Genomic DNA, 16,411 nt, shown 5'->3' with positions numbered 1-16,411 from the left:
TTGGCGGTTCAGCACGGGGGCACGGTGGTGGGGGACGTGATGGACTTCGGCACGCAGGGCTCGCACGCCCCGGCCGATCTCGCCTGGCTGCGGGGCATCGACGCGTACACCATGGGCGCGTATCCGCAGGCCGAGGAGGAGTTCCGGACCGCGGTGCGGATGGACCCGGGGATGGTGGACGGCTGGCTGGGACTGCATGCGCTGCGGGTGGACACCACCACGGCGCTGCTGCGCATGTACCGCCATCGAGAACGTTTCGGCGAACAGCGCGCCCGGCACCGACGGACCCTCAACTCCTGGTACTGGCTGGGCTGGTGGGTCCAGCCGGTCCTGGAGAGCCCGCGCGATCTGCTGCTCGCGCACGCCTCGCACTGGCTGGACGGGCGCCATGTGCCCGAACTGGACCGCGCACTGGCCGGTCTGCCGCCGGTCGACGCCGACCCCCAGGTCCGCTTCCTGCACGCGTGCCGCGCCTATCTCGTCAAGGACTGGGACCAACTGGTGCGCCACACCGAGCCGTTGCTCGGTGATCCGCTGCTGGGGATCGAGGCCGGGCTCTTCGGCGGGATGGCGCGGGTACGGCTTGAGATGTTCGGGCAGGCCGAGCCGCTGCTCTCGGCGGCCCTGATGCGCTGCCGCAGCGAACAGCCGCAGCGCAAGGAGCTGCGGTACTGGCTGGCCCGGGCCCATGAGGGCACCGGCCGCTCGGCCGCCGCGCTGCCGCTGTACCGGGCTGTGCACCGGGTCGACCCGGCGTTCATGGACACGTCGGCGCGGCTGGCCGCGATCACCGAGTCGGACGGCCTCGACGGCGCGTACGGCCCCGACGACCCGGCCGATCTCGCGGCCGTCTCGCTGGCAGGGCTCGGCCAGGACAGCATCGCCGACGGCGGCCCGGTCGAGAGCGAGGCGGCGCCGGGGCTCGAACCGCCGGAGGGCCGCGAGGTGCGGGTGCCGCTCGGGGGTCCGGCCGGGGTGCCGCCCCGCCCCGACGGTGTACGGGAGAAGCCGGGCATCCCGGCACAGGCCGGGCCGCCGCCGGTCCCGACCGGCCCGACGGACTCGACACTGCTCGCCCAGGCCCTTGCCGAGCTGGAGCGGATGGTGGGCCTTGAACCGGTCAAGCGCCAGGTGAAGGCGCTGTCGGCGCAGCTCAACATGGCACGGCTACGGGTCCGGCAGGGTCTGCCCGTACAGCCGCCGAAACGTCACTTTGTCTTCTCCGGCCCCTCCGGCACCGGCAAGACCACGGTCGCGCGCATTCTGGGCCGGGTGTTCTACGCCCTCGGCCTGCTCGGCGGCGACCATCTGGTGGAGGCTCAACGGGCCGATCTGGTGGGCGAGTTCCTGGGCCAGACGGCAGTCAAGGCGAACGACCTGATCGACTCGGCGCTCGGTGGCGTGCTCTTCGTGGACGAAGCGTACAGCCTGTCCAACTCCGGCTACAGCAAGGGCGACGCGTACGGCGACGAGGCGCTTCAGGTGCTCCTGAAGCGGGCCGAGGACAACCGCGACCACCTGGTGGTGATCCTCGCGGGCTACCCCGAGGGGATGGACCGCCTCCTCGCCGCCAACCCCGGCCTGTCGTCCCGCTTCACCACCCGCGTGGACTTCCCTTCCTACCGTCCGCTCGAACTGACCGCGATCGGTGAGGTGCTGGCGGCGGAGAACGGGGATGTGTGGGACGAGGAAGCCCTTGACGAGCTGCGCTCGATCAGCGGGCACGTGGTCGACCAGGGGTGGATCGACGAGCTGGGCAACGGCCGCTTCCTGCGCACCCTGTACGAGAAGAGCTGCGCGTACCGTGACCTACGCCTGTCGATGTACCCGACGACCCCGGGCCGCGACGACCTGTCGACCCTCCGCCTCCCGGACCTGATGCAGGCGTACGGGGAGGTACTGTCGGGCCGCGGCGGCCCGGTGGACCCGCTGTAGTGGCCCCACCCCGCCCCTCCCCGAAAGCCCTTGGCGGGCGGCCGGGTTCGTCGGCTGCCGGCCGGTGGGGGCTGAGCGCGCAGTTCCCCGCGCCCCTGACTGCCTAGGGGCGCGGGGAACTGCGCGAGCAACCCAGCACGATCCGCAGACAAACGGGGTCCGGGGTGCAGGGGCCGCAGGGGCCGCAGGCCCCGCCCAGGGGTCCGGGGGCCCGCCCCCGGGAGAACCCCCTTCCCCCTCCCCGCCCCCGGCAGGGTTCAGGGAAGGGGTGGGGTGGGGCAAAACCCCCGGTCAGCCCGCCAGCGCCTGTTCCGCCGGGTCCTTCCTCGGCTGGATCGGGAACATCCGGTGGGACGGGTCGCGGACCTCTCCGACCAGCATCTCCAGGACGTCCTCCAGGGCCACCAGACCAAGGACCCGCCCCGACGCATCCGCCACCTGCGCAAGGTGCGCCGCAGCCCGCCGCATCACCGTGAGCGCGTCATCCAACGGCAGCTCCGCCCGCAGCGTGGCCAGCGGCCGCCACACGTGCTGCGGCACCGCGCGCTCCCGGTCCTCCAGGTCCAGTACGTCCTTGACGTGCAGGAACCCCATGAAGGCACCGCTCTCCGCACACACCGGGAAGCGCGAGTACCCCGTACGGACCGTCAGCTCCTCCACCTCCCGCGGCGTGACCGAGCACCCGACCGTGACCAGCGACCCCCGGTCCAGGAGCACATCCGTCACCGGACGGCTGCCCAGCTCCAGCGCGTCCTCCAGACGCTCCTGCTCCTGCGGGCCGAGCAGACCCGCCTGACCGGAGTCCTCCACCAGACGGTTCAGCTGCTCGCTGGTGAACACGGCCTCCACCTCGTCCTTCGGCTCCACCCGGAACGCCCGCAGCACCAGACGCGCGCACGCGCCGAGCGCCACCGTCACCGGACGGCAGACCCGGGCGAAGGCGACCAGACCCGGGCTGAACCAGAGCGCGGTCTTCTCGGGCGCCGCCATGGCCAGGTTCTTGGGGACCATCTCGCCGATGACGAGGTGCAGGAAGACGACGAGCGCCAGCGCGATCGCGTAACCCAGCGGATGGACCAGACCGTCGGGGACCTGCGCCGCGTGGAACACCGGCTCCAGGAGCTTGGCCACCGTGGGCTCGGCCACCGCGCCGAGCGTCAACGAGCAGACGGTGATGCCGAATTGGGCCGCCGCCATCATGCGCGGCAGATTCTCCAGACCGTGCAGCACCTGCCGGGCCCGCGCAGACGTCGCGGCGAGCGGTTCGATCTGGCTGCGGCGCACGGAGACGAGGGCGAACTCGGCCCCTACGAAGAAGCCGTTCGCCAGCACGAGAAGCAGGGCGAACAGGAGTTGCAGCAAGCTCATCGCACGGCCTCCGCCACACTCTTGACGTCGGCCGTACGCACGAACCGCACCCGCTCCGCCCGGTACCGCTCGACCTGGCGGACCTGGATCCGCCAGCCGGGCAGTTCGGCGCGGTCACCGGGGACGGGGATGCGGCCCAGGAGATCGGCGACGAGTCCGGCCACGGTCTCGTACGGGCCGTCCGGCGCGTCCAGACCTATGCGCCGCAGGGTCAGCACCCGGCAGCTGCCGTCGGCCTCCCACGCCTGGCGGCCGTCCTCGCCGGCCACCACGGCGAGTTCGGGCGGGGTCTCGCCCTCGGCGTCGTGCTCGTCGCGCACCTCGCCGACGAGCTCCTCGACGATGTCCTCCAGGGTGACGACCCCGGCCGTGCCGCCGTACTCGTCGACGACGACGGCTATCGGCTGCTCGCTGCGCAGCCGCTCAAGGAGCTGCTGCACCGGCAGCGTCTCCGGAACCAGCAGCGGCGGCACGGCGATCCGCGCGGCCGGGGTGCGCAGCCGGTCCTGCGGCGGGACCGCGAGCGCGTCCTTGAGGTGGACCATGCCGACCACCTCGTCGATCCGCTCCCGGTAGACGGGGAAGCGGGACAGACCCGTGGCCCGGGTGAGGTTGAGGACGTCGGCGGCGGTCGCGGACGTCTGCAGCGCGCTGACCTTCACGCGCGGCGTCATCACGTTCTCGGCCGTCAGTCGGCCGAGCGCGAGCGTACGGACGAACAGGTCGGCCGTGTCCTGCTCGATCGCCCCGGCGCGCGCCGAGTGGCGGGCCAGGGAGACCAGTTCGCCGGGGGTGCGGGCGGAGGCCAGCTCGTCGGCGGGCTCCACGCCGAGCGCCCGTACGAGACGGTTGGCGACGGTGTTGAGCAGGGAGATCACCGGCCGGAAGAGACGGGAGAAACGGCTCTGCGGGCCGGCGACGAAGCGCGCGACCTGGAGCGGCCGCGAGACCGCCCAGTTCTTCGGCACCAGTTCGCCGATCACCATCTGGACGGCGGAGGCGAGCAGCATGCCGACGACGACGCTCACCCCGGGCACCACGCCGTCCGGCAGTCCGGTCGCGGCGAGCGGCCCGTCGAGCAGTCCGGCGAGCGCGGGCTCGGCGAGCATGCCGACGACGAGCGAGGTGATGGTGATGCCGAGCTGGGTGCCCGAGAGCTGGAAGGAGAGCTCGCGCAGGGCGTTGACCACGGTGCCGGCGCGGCGGTCGCCGTCGGCGGCGGCCTGCTCGGCGTCCGGCCGTTCGACCGTGACCAGGCCGAACTCGGCGGCCACGAAGAAGCCGTTGGCGAGGATCAGAAGGAATGCCGCGGCGAGCAGCAGAAGCGGGATGGTCATGCCGCCGCCTCGTACGAGGGGGCGGCGCAGGTACTACCGGACGATCCGTCCATTGCTGGAGGGAGTCACTCCTCGGGTCGCTGGTGCCCCGTCGGCCGATCGTGCTGCCAGTGCGCGGGGCGGGGCGCGATGGGCGCCACCGTCACCAGGGTAGCCATTGAGATCGTCGCCGCAATGCTTGCCCCGGTGCGCAATGCGGCGGGTCAGCCGTCCTGGCGGGTGCCGTGGGAGTCGGCGAGGGCGCGCAGCGCGCGGGCGTCGCGTATGGCCTGCTCCTTGGCGATGCCGGGCTGGATGCCGAGCGCGGGCAGGCTGGTGCCGTCGCTGAGGTCCAGGAAGACCCAGGGGTCGCCGGGGCGCAGGTTCACGCGCAGGATCTCCGCCCAGGCGAGCCGCCGCGTACGGGTGAGGTTGACGACCGTGACGCCCGTGTCGTCGGCGACGACCTTGGGCCGGCTCAGCAGCGCGAGCACCGCGAAGAACATCGCCGCGGTGAACACGAAGCTGGCCCGCTCGCCCCCGCTCATGTTCTCCAGGAGCAGGGCGACTCCGGTGAGCACCGCGAACATCACGGTGCCGACGGTCAGCAGGACGGCCCGGGTGCGGGTCGGCCGGAACGTGACCGGGAGAACGGGGAGTTGGGGCGCGGGGGCGGACACGGGGTACGTCACTTCCGTACGGGGGTGGAAAAGGTCGGTCAGAGACGGCAGGCGTGGATGGCCGTGGTGAGGATGGCCCGGGCGCCCAGCTCGTACAGATCGTCCATGATCCGCTGGGCCTCCTTGGCCGGGACCATGGCGCGCACCGCGACCCAGCCCTCGTTGTGCAGCGGCGAGACGGTCGGCGACTCCAGGCCCGGGGTGAGGGCGACGGCCCGCTCCAGGTGCTCGGCACGGCAGTCGTAGTCCATCATCACGTAGCTGCGGGCCACCAGGACACCCTGGAGGCGGCGCAGGAACTGCTGCACCTTGGGCTCTTCGATGTCCGCGCCGGTGCGCCGGATGACGACGGCCTCGGACTTCATGATCGGCTCGCCGATCACTTCGAGGCCCGCGTTGCGCAGCGAGGTGCCGGTCTCGACGACGTCCGCGATGACGTGGGCGACGCCCAGCTCGATGGCGGTCTCGACGGCCCCGTCCAGGTGCACGACGGAGGCGTCGACGCCGCTGTCCTTGAGGTGCTGGGCGACGATTCCCTCGTACGAGGTGGCGATCGTCATCCCGTCGAAGTCGCCGACGCCCTTGGCCGTGCCCGGCTTGGTGGCGTAGCGGAAGGTCGAGCGGGCGAAGCCGAGCGGCAGGATCTCCTCCGCGTCGGCGCCGGAGTCGAGCAGCAGGTCGCGGCCGGTGATGCCGATGTCCAGGCGGCCGGAGCTGACGTAGATCGCGATGTCGCGGGGGCGCAGATAGAAGAACTCGACCTCGTTCTCGGGGTCGACCAGGACGAGTTCCTTGGACTCCTTGCGCATCTGGTAGCCGGCCTCATGGAGCATCGCCGACGCAGGTCCGGACAGTGAACCCTTGTTGGGGACGGCGATGCGCAGCATGAGGTCAGCTTCCTTCTACGTAACGGAGTGGGATGTTCGGGTGTGCTCAGAGGTGGGCGTAGACGTCGTCGAGGGAGATCCCGCGCGCGACCATCATCACCTGGACGTGGTACAGCAGCTGGGAGATCTCCTCGGCGGCGGCGTCCTTGCTCTCGTACTCGGCGGCCATCCAGACCTCGGCGGCCTCCTCGACGACCTTCTTGCCGATGGCATGCACACCCTTGTCCACCAGCTCGGCGGTGCGGGAGGTGGACGGGTCGCCGTTGGCGGCCTTGAGCTGGAGCTCGGTGAAGAGCTCTTCGAAACTCTTGGAGGGTTTGTTCGCCATGATGCTTCTTAGGGTAAGGGGTGAGTCCCGGCCACTCAGCGCCAGGGTTCGCTGACGGTGCGCAGCGTGGCGGCCGTGGCGACGGCGGCGGTGACCGCTTCGTGCCCCTTGTCCTCGTTCGACCCTTCGAGGCCGGCCCGGTCCAGGGCCTGCTCCTCGGTGTCGCAGGTCAGCACGCCGAACCCGACGGGTACGCCGGTGTCGATGCTGACCTGGGTGAGACCGTTGGTCACACCCTGGCACACGTAGTCGAAGTGCGGGGTACCGCCCCTGATGACGACGCCGAGCGCGACGACCGCATCGTACCCGCGCCCCGCCAGCACCTTGGCCACGACCGGCAGCTCGAAGCTGCCGGGGACGCGCAGCAGCGTCGGCTCGTCGATGCCGAGCTCGTGCAGCGCGCGCAGGGCGCCGTCGACGAGTCCGTCCATCACCTTCTCGTGCCACTGCGCCGCGATCACGGCGACCCGGAGGTCTGCGCAGTTGCGTACGGACAGTTCGGGTGCGCCCTTGCCACTCACGTGCTTGTCTCCTCGGTGCTTCGGTGCTCGTTCTCGTCGGTGTCTTGCGTGCTGTGCTTACTGGTTGCCGCAGGCCGACGCGGTCGCGTCCAGCCAGGGCAGGTCATGGCCCATCCGGTCCCGCTTGGTGCGCAGATAGCGCAGATTGTGCTCGCCCGCCTGGACCGGCATCGGCTCGCGGCCGCTGACCTTGAGGCCGTGCCGCACCAGGGCGGTGGTCTTGTCGGGGTTGTTGGTCATCAGGCGCAGGCTGCGCACGCCCAGGTTCTGCAGGATCTGCGCGCCGGCCGCGTAGTCGCGGGCGTCGGCGGGCAGCCCGAGCTCCAGGTTGGCGTCCAGCGTGTCGCGGCCCTGCTCCTGGAGTTCGTACGCGCGGAGCTTGGAGAGCAGGCCGATGCCGCGCCCCTCGTGGCCGCGCAGATAGACGACGACGCCGCGGCCCGTCTCGGTGATGCGCTCCATGGAGGCCTGCAGCTGGGGGCCGCAGTCGCAGCGCTGCGAGTGGAAGATGTCGCCGGTCAGGCACTCGGAGTGGACGCGTACGAGCACGTCCTCGCCGTCGCCGATCTCGCCGTGGACCAGGGCCACGTGCTCGACGCCGTCGACGGTGGAGCGGTAGCCGAAGGCGGTGAACTCGCCGAAGGAGGTGGGCAGATGGACCTCGGCCTCGCGGCGCACGGTCGGCTCGGCGGAGCGGCGGTAGGCGATCAGGTCCTCGATGGAGATGATCGTCAGACCGTGCTTGCGGGCGAACGGGATGAGCTCGGGCAGCCGCAGCATCACGCCGTCCTCGCCCGCGATCTCCACGATCGCGCCGGCCGGGGCGAGCCCCGCGAGCCGGGCGAGGTCGACGGCGGCCTCGGTGTGGCCGTTGCGCACCAGCACACCGCCGGGCTTGGCCCGCAGCGGGAAGATGTGCCCGGGGCGCACGAAGTCCCCGGCGTCCGAGCGCCCGTCGGCGAGCAGGCGCAGCGTGGTGGCGCGGTCGGCGGCGGAGATGCCGGTGGAGACGCCGTGCGCGGCGGACGCGTCGACCGAGACGGTGAACGCGGTCTTCATCGACTCGGTGTTGTGGTCGACCATCTGGGGCAGCTGGAGCCGGTCGAGCGCCTCGCCCTCCATGGGCGCGCAGATCAGACCGCGGCACTCGCTCATCATGAAGGCGACGATCTCGGGGGTGGCCTTCTCGGCCGCGATGACGAGGTCGCCCTCGTTCTCGCGGTCCTCGTCGTCGACGACCACCACGGGCCGCCCGGCGGCGATGTCGCGGATGGCCTGCTCGACCGGGTCGAGGGACAGGTCCTCACGGTTGTCGGTGGAGTACCAGGTGGGTGTCGTGGCGCTCATGCCGCCGCTCCTTCCAGGACGGGCTGCGTACTCGTACGGGTGCGCAGCCACCAGTCGCGCAGTCCCCACAGGACGATCGCGCCGTAGATGACGTAGACGAAGCCGGAGAAGGCGAAGCCGTTGGCGAAGTTGAGCGGTACGCCCACCGCGTCCACCAGCAGCCAGGCGAGCCAGAACTCGACCATGCCGCGCGCCTGCGCGTACATGGCGACGATCGTGCCGACGAAGATGTACGCGTCGGGCCACGGGTCCCACGACAGCGTCGGGAACGCGGTGAACAGGTAGCCGACCGTGAGGGTGCCGAGCGCCGCGCCCGCGACGAGCAGTACGCGCTCGCGCCAGGTGGCGAAGCGCACCGCGATGGACCCGTCCTGGCCCTGCCGCTTGCCGCCGTTCCACTGGTACCAGCCCCACAGCGCGACCACGATGACCACCAGCTGCTTGCCGGCGCTGCCGGAGAGGTGGGCCGTGCTGAACGCCGCCAGCAGGATGACGCCGGAGAGGAACTGGGCGGGCCAGGTCCATATGGAGCGCCGCCAGCCGAGTGCGAGGGCGGCCAGACCGATCGTGTTGCCGATCATGTCGGACCACATGATGTGCTGGTCGAAGGCGGTGAAGGCCTCGGAGTTGAGCCAGTTCACTTGGGGTCCTCCTGGCCGCGTGCGCCGAGCAGGCGCTCGACGTACTTGGCGATCACGTCGACCTCCAGGTTGACCGGGTCGCCGGGCTGCTTCAGGCCGAGCGTGGTCAGCGCGAGGGTGGTCGGGATGAGGCTGATGGTGAAGTAGTCGGGGCCCGCGTCGACGACCGTGAGGCTGACGCCGTCGACGGTGATCGAGCCCTTCTCGACGACATAGCGGGTGAGCTCCGGCGGCAGCGAGACCTTGACGATCTCCCAGTTCTCGGACGGCGTGCGCGAGAGAATGGTGCCGGTGCCGTCGACGTGGCCCTGGACGATGTGTCCGCCGAGGCGGCCGCCGACGGCCATCGGCCGCTCCAGGTTGACCCGGGAGCCGACTTCGAGCGCGCCGAGGCTGGAGCGCTTGAGCGTCTCCTCCATCACATCGGCGGTGAACTCGCCGTCGCCGAACTCCACGACGGTCAGACAGACACCGTTGACGGCGATCGAGTCGCCGTGCCCGGCGCCCTCGGTGACGACGGGGCCGCGCAGACGGAAGCGGGAGGAGTCGCCGAGCTTCTCGACGGCGGTGACCTCACCCAGCTCTTCGACGATTCCGGTGAACACGCTCATCGCTCCTTGGCAGTGGACGTAACGGCAGTGGCAGATACGGGAGTTGCGGTGATACGGAGATCCGCTCCGATGCGGACGGTCTCGGTCAGTTCGAGCCGCAGCGCGTCGGTGAGGGTGGTGATGTGGGACCCGGCCAGGGCCGCCGGGCCCGCGCCGAGCAGGACGGGGGCGAGATAGCCGACGACCTTGTCGACCGCACCCGCGGCGACGAAGGCCCCGGCCAGGGTCGGCCCGCCCTCCAGGAGTACGGACCGCACGCCGCGCCCGTGCAGGGCGGCGAGCAGTGCGGGGATGTCCAGTCCGGTGGCGGCGCGGGGCAGCCGTACGACATCGACGTCCGCGAGGTGGCCGGTGTCGGCGTCCTCGGCGACCGCGATGAGGGTCGGTGCCGCGTCGTCGAGGACCCGGGCGCCGGGCCGTACGGCCTTGGCCTCGGTGTCGACGACGACCCGCAGCGGCTGGACCGCGCCCTCGACGCCGCGCACCGCGAGGTGGGGGTCGTCGGTGCGGGCGGTGCCGGAGCCGACGATCACCGCGTCGGCCTCGGCGCGCAGCCGGTGGACGTCGGCGCGGGACTCGGCCGAGGTGATCCAGCGGCTGGTGCCGTCCTGGGCCGCGATCCGCCCGTCGAGGGTGGCCGCGTACTTCCACAGGACATGGGGACGGCCGAGGCGTACGGAGGTGAGCCAGGCGGCGTTGCCCGCCTCGGCCTCCTCGGTGAGCAGACCCTGCTCGACCTGGACGCCGGCCGCCCTCAGGGTGTCCGCACCGCCGGTGGCCTGCGGGTTCGGGTCGCCGACCGCGTACACGACACGGCTGACACCGGCCTCGATCAGCGCCTGGGCGCAGGGGCCGGTGCGACCGGTGTGGTTGCAGGGTTCGAGAGTGACGTACGCGGTGCCGCCCCGGGCGCGCTCGCCCGCGTCGGCGAGTGCGTGGACCTCGGCGTGCGGGCCGCCCGCTCTGCGGTGGAATCCCTCGCCGACGACGGCGCCGGAGGCGTCGGTGATGACGCACCCGACGACCGGGTTGGGGCTGGTGGAGCCGAGTCCGCGCGCGGCGAGCCCAATGGCTCGGCGCATGGCGTCTGCGTCGGCTGCGGTGGCCACCGGGTCCTCCTGCCTCTTCGGGCACGGACTCCGGGGCCTGTCGATGACGACAGAGAGCGGGAAATGGACCGTGAATACAGCTCACGCATGGCCGAAGGACACCGATCGCCACGGAGGACGAAACGGAACAACGGCCGACGTGACCCTTTACAGGTCCGCCCGCCGCGCACTGCCTCCCATCCGGACTTTCACCGTCGGTCCAGGAATTCCACCTGGTCAACCGGCCACTGGATGCGGCCGGGTCGCGGACTATTACCGCCGGTTCGGAATTACACCGACCCCGGAGTGCGCTGCTGCTGGTACAGGGTCAGTGTGCCACGACTGATCGTCGGCCATACGAGCGAACCTCTGTGGCCTGAGTCACAGCGCATAGCGGAGCGTCACCCTCCACCCTCGGGCCCCTTCCGTGAGACCTCCCCAAGCATCCCGGCCATTGGTCCGTACCTATTGACCCCACTGGTCTAGTCCTCTTAACCTCTGCGTCACCTCCGAGGTGAGGCCCGCCGGTGTGCGCACACCGGGGCCGCCGCACGACCGCCCTCTGTTCGCTGTGCTTCGCCGACCTCCCCCAGGAGGAACAGATCGTGCCGTCCCCCACACGTGCGAGAGCCACACTGCTCACGACCGGTGCCGCCGTCGCCGGGCTGCTGCTCTCCTCGCTCGCCACCGGCGTCTCGCACGCCGCCGACAACGAGTCCTGTCGCCCCGACGGGCTCTACAAGACGCCCGGCGTCGACGTCCCGTACTGCTCGGTGTACGACACCGACGGCCGCGAGAGGATGGGCGCCGACCATCAGCGCCGGGTCATCGGGTACTTCACCGGATGGCGCACCGGCCAGGACGGGACCCCCGCCTATCTCGCCTCGGACATTCCGTGGGACAAGGTCACCCACATCAACTACGCCTTCGCGCACATCGGTTCCGACAACAAGATCTCGGTCGGCTCCGACAGCGAGAAGAACGCGGCGACCGGAATGACCTGGCCCGGTGTCGCGGGCGCCGAGATGGACCCCGCGCTCCCCTACAAGGGCCATTTCAATCTGCTGAACAAATTCAAGAAGCAGCACCCGAACGTGAAGACCCTGATCTCCGTGGGCGGTTGGGCCGAGACCGGCGGATACTTCGGTGACGACGGCAAGCGCGTCGGCTCCGGCGGCTTCTATTCCATGGCCACCAACGCCGACGGCTCGGTGAACCAGCCGGGCATCGACACCTTCGCGGACTCGGCCGTCGCGTTCATCAAGAAGTACGGGTTCAACGGCGTCGACATCGACTACGAATACCCGACGACCATGAAGGACGCGGGCAACCCGCTGGACTGGTCGCTCTCCAACGCCCGCCGTGCGGGCCTGGTCAAGGGCTATGCGGCGCTGATGAAGTCGCTGCGCGAGAAGCTGGACCGCGCGGGAGCGGCCGACGGCAGGCACTATCTGCTCTCCGTCGCCGCACCCTCGTCCGGCTATCTGCTGCGCGGCATGGAGACCTTCCAGGTCCAGAAGTACCTGGACTACGTCAACATCATGTCGTACGACCTGCACGGCGCCTGGAACGAATACGTGGGCCCGAACGCCTCGCTCTTCGACGACGGAAAAGACGCGGAACTCGCGGCGGCGGGTGTGTATTCCACCTCCCAGTACGGTGGAACCGGCTATCTGAACGCGGACTGGGCGTACCACTATTTCCGCGGCTCGATGCCCGCCGGACGTATCAACATGGGCCTGCCGTACTACACCCGCGGATTCCAGAACGTGAGCGGCGGGACCAACGGACTGTGGGGCAAGGCGGCCACGACCACCTGCCCGGCGGGCTCGGGGCTCACCAAATGCGGTGACGGCGCAACCGGTATCGACAACCTCTGGCACGACCTCGACGCCAACGGCAAGGAGGCCCCGGCGGGCTCCAACCCGATGTGGCACGCCAAGAACCTGGAGAAGGGCGTGGTCGGCGACTACGTCACCAAGTTCGGCTTGCCCGCCGACACCAAGCTGACCGGCACGTACGTCCGCAACTACGACTCGACGCTGGTCGCGCCCTGGCTGTGGAACGACCAGAAGAAGGTGTTCCTCTCCACCGAGGACGAGCAGTCGGTGAACGCCAAGGCCGATTACGTGGTGAACAAGGGCATCGGCGGCACCATGGTGTGGGAGCTCGCGGGCGACTACCAGTACAACGCGGCCAAGGGCCAGTACGAGCCGGGCTCGACGCTGACGAGTGCGATGTACGACAAGTTCAAGTCGGCGACCCCGTACGGCGCCAAGCGCTCCACGATCACCCTGCCCACCCAGGCGCTCGACATCGGTGTGGACTTCGGCCAGTTCCCGCTCGGCGACTCCAACTACCCGATCAGCCCCAAGGTGACGATCACCAACAACACCACGGCGACGCTGCCGGGCGGCACGGAGTTCCAGTTCGACTACGGGACCTCGGCCCCGGCGAACGCCAAGGACCAGTCCGGCTTCGGCACGACGATCGTGCGCAGCGACCACACCGGCAGCAACGCGGGCGGCCTGAAGGGCGACTACAACCGTGTCTCGCTGAAGCTCCCGGCCTGGCAGACACTGGCGCCCGGCGCCTCGGTGACGCTGGACTTCGTCTACTACCTGCCGGTCTCCACGCCCTCCAACTGGACGGTGAGCTTCGGCGGCCAGACATACGCGCTGGCCGGTGACTTCACGCGGGGCGCGACACTGGTGGACCCGGGCACGGCGTCCCCGTCGCCGACGCCGACCCCCACGCCGACTCCGACCCCCACTCCGTCGGGCGGTACGTGCACGGCACCTGCCTGGTCGGCGACGGCCGAGTACGGTGGCGCCACGACCGTCTCGTACAAGTCCCACACCTGGAAGTCGAAGTGGTGGACAAAGGGCGACGAGCCCGGCACCACCGGCGACTGGGGCGTCTGGCAGGACCTGGGAGCCTGCTGATTCCCCGCCCCCCGAGCGCCCGGCGGCGCAAAACGGCCCTTGCCGCCGCCGGGCTCCCCCATCCGGCTTGCCCGCCCAGGATTCACGGAGGGGACCTCCGGTCGCACTAAAATTGCTCTGATTCTTCTCGGTACGGAACGAACTGGAGCAAATTCATGGGCCTCGGCGTGCGCTGGACCCTGCACGGTGACGGGCGGACCCCCGCCCCGGGTGCCGTCGTACGCCCGGACGAGCGGCTTTCGTGGCCGCGGACCATCGGGCTCGGCGCGCAGCACGTGGTGGCCATGTTCGGAGCGTCGTTCGTGGCGCCGGTCCTCATGGGTCTGGACCCCAACCTCGCGATCATGATGTCCGGTGTCGCCACGGTCATCTTCCTGCTCGCGACCCAGGGCCGGGTGCCCAGCTATCTCGGCTGCTCCCTCTCCTTCGTCGGCGTCGCGGCCGCGATCCGGGCCACAGGCGGCACCAGCGCCACCGTCACCGGCGCGGTCCTCGTCGTCGGCGCCGTGCTGTTCGTGGCGGGCCTGGCGGTACGGCGGTTCGGCGCGCGGATCATCCACGCCGCGATGCCGCCGATCGTGACCGGCGCGGTGGTCATGCTGATCGGCTTCAACCTGGCGCCGGTCACCGCGGCCACCTACTGGCCGCAGGACCAGTGGACGGCGCTGCTCGTGATGCTCTTCACGGGCCTGGCCGTCGTCTGTCTGCGCGGCTTCTGGTCCCGCGTCGCGATCTTCCTCGGCCTGCTCTTCGGCTACGGCATCTCCTGGCTCTTCGACCGGGTCTTCGGCAAGATCCACTCGGTGCCGGGCGCGGGCCCGGCCACCGACCACTGGCGCCTGGACCTCTCGGGCGTCGGCAAGGCCGAGTGGATCGGGCTGCCGTCCTTCCACGCCCCTGGCTTCCAGTGGTCCGCGATCCTGGTCGCGCTGCCCGTGGTGATCGCGCTGGTCGCCGAGAACGCCGGACACGTCAAGGCCGTCGGCGAGATGACCGGCGACAACCTCGACGACAAGCTGGGCACCGCGATCGCCGCCGACGGCGCCGCCTCGATGCTCTCCACCGCCGTCGGCGGCCCGCCCAACACCACGTACTCCGAGAACATCGGCGTCATGGCCGCCACCCGCGTCTACTCGACGGCCGCCTACTGGGCCGCCGCCGGCTTCGCGCTGCTCTTCGGCATCTGCCCCAAGTTCGGCGCGATCGTCGCCGCGATCCCGGGCGGCGTCCTCGGCGGCATCACCGTCATCCTGTACGGCATGATCGGCCTCCTCGGCGCCCAGATCTGGATCAACGCCAAGGTCGATCTGAGCAATCCGCTCAACCTGGTCCCGGCCGCCGCGGGCATCATCATCGGCATCGGCGGCGTCACCCTGAAGTTCACCGACAACTTCCAGCTCAGCGGGATCGCGCTCGGCACCATCGTGGTCATCACCGGCTACCACGTGCTGCGCGCCCTGGCCCCGGCCCATATGAAGGAGCAGGAGCCGCTGCTCGACGAGGGCACGTCGTCGTACGACGAAGACTCCGAAGCCATGGCCGGGACCGAAGCGGCTCAGCGCGCCAAGTCGTAGGCGTAGTCGGGGCTGAAGGTGCCCGCCGCGCCCCGGCAGCCGTCGGACTCGCCGGGCAGCTTCACCCACAGATACGCGTCGATCCGCTCCTCGCCGGTGTCCGTCGTCGGGGCGCGCCCCAGCGCCCGGCCGGCCGGGTCGCACCACTGGCCGTCGGGCGGCGCGCCCCGGCCGTTGCGGCTGGTGTCGATCACCGCGCCCAGCCGGGAAGGACCGCCCAGCGCGGCCAGCACCCGCCGGGCGAACGCCACTTCGTCGGCCGTGGCGCGGAAGTTGGACACATTGGTGAAGATGCCGTCGCTGCTGGTGGCCGCACCGGCCGCGCGCAGCAGGGCGGCCATCTCCTCGGCGTCGTGCCATCCGGAGTGGCCCGCGTCGAAGTACACCCTGGCGCGGGGGTCGGCCGCGTGGATGCTGCGCCCCGCACCGGCCAGCGAGGCGAAGCGGGCGGTGCGGTCACCGTCCGAGAGGCAGTCGGACTGGGCGATCGCGTCCGGTTCCAGGATGACGATGACCGGTGAACGACCGAGCCCCGCCGAGAAGTTCCGGATCCATCCGTCGTACGCGTTGAGATCCGGCGCCCCGCCCTGCGACGCACCGCCGCAGTCCCGGCCGGGGATCGCGTACGGCACGAGCACCGGCACCCGGCCCTCACCGGCCGCCGCCGACGTCACCTGGCGCACCTCCCCGGTGATCTGGTCCGGGTCGTACTCGGTGAACCAGACCGCGGCGGGCCGGTCCGCGATCCGCCGCTCGATCAACGGCCGCCTCGGGTCGTCCGGATGGTCCCGGATCCAGTCGAGCACCTGCGAGTCGGGCGAGCGGTAGAGCGCGGCCGAGACGGCCTCCGGCGGCTGCGTCGGGGAGGGCTTCGGAGAAGGGGACGACGCCGGGGTGCGCGAGGGACTCGGCGCACGGGACGCGCGCGTGGGGGACGGCGTGGGCACGGCGGGCAGCGGCGCGAGCGAGGGCGACCTGGTCACCTGCGGCCGCGCCGATACGCCGCCACCGTCTCCGAGCGCCGAGACCGCGCCCGACACGGCGCCGACCGCCGCGACCGCGAAGGCGAACCCCACCATGGCGTTGCGGCGCGCCGCCCGGCGCCGGGCGGTGCGGCGTCTGCGCGCGCGTGTGTCCGGCGTCCCGGTCACCGTGAACTCCCCTCCCCCG

General features: G+C 70.8%; 14 protein-coding genes and 1 riboswitch. Of the genes, 3 read left to right on the top strand and 11 right to left on the bottom strand.

What is annotated here, in order from left to right:
• Positions 1–39 precede the first annotated feature (39 nt).
• Positions 40–1,935 (top strand): AAA family ATPase, encoded by a 1,896-nt coding sequence (locus ACT1U9_RS26805; RefSeq protein ID WP_444539258.1) that lies wholly within the window; start codon positions 40–42, stop codon positions 1,933–1,935.
• A gap of 291 nt (positions 1,936–2,226) precedes the next feature.
• Here the strand turns inward: ACT1U9_RS26805 and ACT1U9_RS26800 are convergent, their stop codons facing one another.
• From ACT1U9_RS26800 to ribD, 10 genes are all read right to left on the bottom strand, one after another.
• On the bottom strand, positions 2,227–3,303 hold the full coding sequence (locus ACT1U9_RS26800; protein WP_444535178.1) for a hemolysin family protein: 1,077 nt from the start codon (positions 3,301–3,303) through the stop codon (positions 2,227–2,229).
• Positions 3,300–4,640, bottom strand: coding sequence for a hemolysin family protein (locus ACT1U9_RS26795; protein WP_444535177.1), 1,341 nt, complete (start codon positions 4,638–4,640; stop codon positions 3,300–3,302). Before ACT1U9_RS26795 ends, ACT1U9_RS26800 begins: the two co-directional genes overlap by 4 nt.
• 203 nt (positions 4,641–4,843) lie before the next feature.
• Positions 4,844–5,299 (bottom strand): PH domain-containing protein, encoded by a 456-nt coding sequence (locus ACT1U9_RS26790; protein ID WP_444539257.1) that lies wholly within the window; start codon positions 5,297–5,299, stop codon positions 4,844–4,846.
• A gap of 38 nt (positions 5,300–5,337) precedes the next feature.
• Positions 5,338–6,186 (bottom strand): ATP phosphoribosyltransferase, encoded by an 849-nt coding sequence (gene hisG, locus ACT1U9_RS26785; protein ID WP_188275084.1) that lies wholly within the window; start codon positions 6,184–6,186, stop codon positions 5,338–5,340.
• A 46-nt stretch (positions 6,187–6,232) separates the two neighbouring features.
• On the bottom strand, positions 6,233–6,514 hold the full coding sequence (locus ACT1U9_RS26780; RefSeq protein ID WP_188275085.1) for a phosphoribosyl-ATP diphosphatase: 282 nt from the start codon (positions 6,512–6,514) through the stop codon (positions 6,233–6,235).
• Between the two features lie 35 nt (positions 6,515–6,549).
• Positions 6,550–7,035, bottom strand: a complete 486-nt coding sequence (gene ribH, locus ACT1U9_RS26775; RefSeq protein WP_101387336.1) for a 6,7-dimethyl-8-ribityllumazine synthase — start codon at positions 7,033–7,035, stop codon at positions 6,550–6,552.
• Between the two features lie 57 nt (positions 7,036–7,092).
• Complete coding sequence (locus ACT1U9_RS26770) at positions 7,093–8,382, bottom strand: bifunctional 3,4-dihydroxy-2-butanone-4-phosphate synthase/GTP cyclohydrolase II (protein WP_444535176.1); 1,290 nt, start codon at positions 8,380–8,382, stop codon at positions 7,093–7,095.
• Entirely contained in the window at positions 8,379–9,023 is a 645-nt protein-coding gene (locus ACT1U9_RS26765; RefSeq protein ID WP_444535175.1) for a nicotinamide mononucleotide transporter family protein, read from the bottom strand. Before ACT1U9_RS26765 ends, ACT1U9_RS26770 begins: the two co-directional genes overlap by 4 nt.
• Positions 9,020–9,628 carry a riboflavin synthase gene (locus ACT1U9_RS26760; protein WP_444539256.1) on the bottom strand — a complete coding sequence of 203 codons (609 nt, stop codon included), beginning with the start codon at positions 9,626–9,628 and terminating at the stop codon, positions 9,020–9,022. Before ACT1U9_RS26760 ends, ACT1U9_RS26765 begins: the two co-directional genes overlap by 4 nt.
• A 2-nt stretch (positions 9,629–9,630) precedes the next feature.
• Complete coding sequence (ribD, locus tag ACT1U9_RS26755) at positions 9,631–10,743, bottom strand: bifunctional diaminohydroxyphosphoribosylaminopyrimidine deaminase/5-amino-6-(5-phosphoribosylamino)uracil reductase RibD (RefSeq protein WP_444535174.1); 1,113 nt, start codon at positions 10,741–10,743, stop codon at positions 9,631–9,633.
• A gap of 162 nt (positions 10,744–10,905) precedes the next feature.
• Positions 10,906–11,036, bottom strand: a riboswitch (FMN riboswitch).
• Positions 11,037–11,327: 291 nt separating this feature from the next.
• Between ribD and ACT1U9_RS26750 the strand changes: the two genes are divergently transcribed.
• Positions 11,328–13,667: a chitinase C-terminal domain-containing protein gene (locus ACT1U9_RS26750; RefSeq protein WP_444535173.1), complete on the top strand. Its 2,340-nt coding sequence runs from the start codon at positions 11,328–11,330 to the stop codon at positions 13,665–13,667.
• A 155-nt stretch (positions 13,668–13,822) separates the two neighbouring features.
• Entirely contained in the window at positions 13,823–15,241 is a 1,419-nt protein-coding gene (locus tag ACT1U9_RS26745) for a uracil-xanthine permease family protein (RefSeq protein WP_444535172.1), read from the top strand.
• On the opposite strand, the gene ACT1U9_RS26740 is transcribed toward ACT1U9_RS26745, so the two are convergent.
• On the bottom strand, positions 15,223–16,320 hold the full coding sequence (locus ACT1U9_RS26740; RefSeq protein WP_444539255.1) for a glycoside hydrolase family 6 protein: 1,098 nt from the start codon (positions 16,318–16,320) through the stop codon (positions 15,223–15,225). The genes ACT1U9_RS26745 and ACT1U9_RS26740 overlap by 19 nt on opposite strands.
• Between the last annotated feature and the right edge of the window lie 91 nt (positions 16,321–16,411).

This window comes from Streptomyces sp. BR1 (genome assembly GCF_052373795.1).
In the GTDB taxonomy this organism is placed as follows: domain Bacteria; phylum Actinomycetota; class Actinomycetes; order Streptomycetales; family Streptomycetaceae; genus Streptomyces.
This window is presented reverse-complemented; position numbering and strand designations above follow the sequence as displayed.